The sequence below is a fragment of the Pseudomonas sp. P4_C3 genome (assembly GCF_056402075.1).
In genome coordinates, this window is the sequence record NZ_JBFUIC010000486.1 from 1 (window position 1) to 2351 (window position 2351).

General features: G+C 55.7%; 2 protein-coding genes and 1 pseudogene. All 3 read left to right on the forward strand.

The features are described 5' to 3' along the window. On the forward strand, window positions 1-188 hold a 188-nt coding region (locus AC1DVH_RS29670; RefSeq protein WP_477756789.1), incomplete at its 5' end, for a glycine cleavage T C-terminal barrel domain-containing protein. 405 nt (window positions 189-593) lie between these two features. Continuing rightward, window positions 594-1688, forward strand: a complete 1095-nt coding sequence (locus AC1DVH_RS29675) for an ABC transporter ATP-binding protein (RefSeq protein WP_477756790.1) — start codon at window positions 594-596, stop codon at window positions 1686-1688. A gap of 31 nt (window positions 1689-1719) precedes the next feature. Continuing rightward, window positions 1720-2351: pseudogene (locus AC1DVH_RS29680) on the forward strand (ABC transporter permease); the annotation flags it as partial.

Below are 2351 nucleotides of genomic sequence, written 5' to 3' on the forward strand. Positions count from 1 at the left end.
CCTCTGGGATGTACGGCCATTACATCGGCGGCAACGTCGCCATGGGGTATGTCTGCAACGCCGAAGGTGCAACGGCTGACTGGGTGAAAGAAGGCAAGTACGAGATTGAGGTGGCGACGAAGCGGTATGAGGTTGAGGCCAGCCTTCGTGCGTTCTACGACCCTGAAATGAACAAAATCAAGTGCTGACCCCCCTGGGCCAACCGTATTAGCGGCGGTCAGGCACGGTATAGAAACGTCATAACAACAAGTCGATTGAGTCGCGCAGTGCCCGGAGGTTCGACTCCGGGCCAGGCGCAAAAATCGCCGGAGACAACCATGAATGCAAAATGCATCGTCAGGTCGAAGTCGTCGACAATCCAACAGGGTTCGCAACTTCGTGCCGCTCCATCACACCTTATCGATTCCGGGCTCGCCCTGAGCCTTTTCTGCCGAAAGATTCCTCTTGAGTTTGCCGCGTCGACCATCAGACACGGGCGTCCGTACGCCTGATCGAAAGCAGTCCTGAGTCCACGCGAACAAGAGAAACCGTGTGAGCGCCGCTAAAGACGGCTTCGCACTTAGCTGATCAAAGAATTGCAGAAGGGTGTTCACATGCAAACAGAATCCTTTGTGAGTTTTCGCAATGTGCAGAAGAGCTACGATGGCGAAAACCTCGTGGTCAAAAACTTCAATCTGGATATTCAGCGCGGCGAATTCATCACCATGCTTGGGCCGTCTGGCTCTGGAAAGACAACGTGCCTGATGATGTTGGCGGGTTTTGAAACCGTCACYCACGGTGAAATCTCCATCGACCGACAGCCGGTTAACGATATCTCGCCACAGAAACGCGGAATCGGCATGGTCTTTCAAAACTATGCATTGTTCCCGCACATGACCATTGCTGAGAACCTGGCTTTTCCACTCAAGGTCCGCGGCCTGTCTTCAAGCGACATCCAGGGCAAAGTTAAGAAGTCCCTGGACATGGTCGCCATGGGGCCGCTGGGCAATCGCATGCCGGCACAACTGTCCGGCGGGCAGAAACAACGAGTAGCCCTGGCTCGCGCGCTGATTTTTGAACCTCGCCTAGTGCTCATGGACGAACCGCTCGGCGCGCTCGACAAACAACTGCGTGAACAAATGCAGTACGAGATCAAGCGCCTTTCCAAGCAGCTGGGCATTACCGTTGTTTACGTCACCCACGATCAGACTGAAGCGCTGACCATGTCTGATCGCATTGCGGTGTTCAATGATGGTGTGGTTCAGCAACTGGCCAATCCGTCCGACCTGTACGAGAAACCCGAGACCGCCTTCGTTGCCAGCTTCATTGGTGAAAACAACCGGCTGACGGGGGAGGTCATCGAACGCGATGGCGATTACTGCCAAGTGCAAGTCGGCAACCTTCGAGTGAAGGCCGTTGCGGCGAAATCCGCGAGTACTGCCCGTGGCACGAAAACCACCTTGTCGATTCGCCCAGAGCGCGTCTACCTCGATCCGGCCGACGGTCAATGTGAAAACCGGCTACCGGCAAAAATTCAAGAGCTGATCTATCACGGGGACCACCTTCGTTTGCGGTTAAGCGTCGCGGACCAAGATGACTTCATCGTCAAAGTGGTGAACGGCGTCAACCAGTCGACGCCGACTCCCGGCGCCCTGGTGACCGTAGGGTGGCGTGCTGACGACTGTCGAGCGCTCAACACCGTTATCTAACTTTCGTCACCGCTCACACGGAGATCACTCCATGAATCGCCCTGTAATGTCTGAAGGGCCTGCGGATCGGCTGTTTGTGCAGCCGAAGGTTGGCCAGTCAATAAAGGAAAGCCTGGACAAGGCCGAGCGTCGGAACAAGTTCAAGTCCGTGCTACTGGTGTTGCCACTGCTTGCGTTTATCGCCGTCTTCTTTCTCATGCCTATTGGCGACATGCTAATGCGCAGCGTGCAAAACGGCACACTCGCCGACTACATGCCTAACAGTGCGGTCGAGTTGAAGCACTGGGAGCGGCACGCGCTGCCTGAGGAGAAGACGTTTGCAGTCCTCGGCAACGATATTCTCGCACTGCTCAAATCGCAGAACCTGGACCGGGTCGGGACTGACTTGAATCGCGTGCAAAGCGGCATGAAGCTGCTGTTGAACAAGACGGCGAGAGGCCTGGAAAAACAGAGTCAGGCTGGGATCACCGAATTCAAGCCGCTAATGATCAGCATCGACAAACGCTGGGGTGAAACCGCAACGTGGTCGCAGCTCAAGGTAATGGCGCCCTCGATTTCCGCAGTGCATTACCTGGCGGCGCTGGATCGTCAATACGACGATAACGGCGACATCGTCCAGCAGCCAGAAAGCCGGCAGATCTATGTCGACAACCTGCTGAAGAC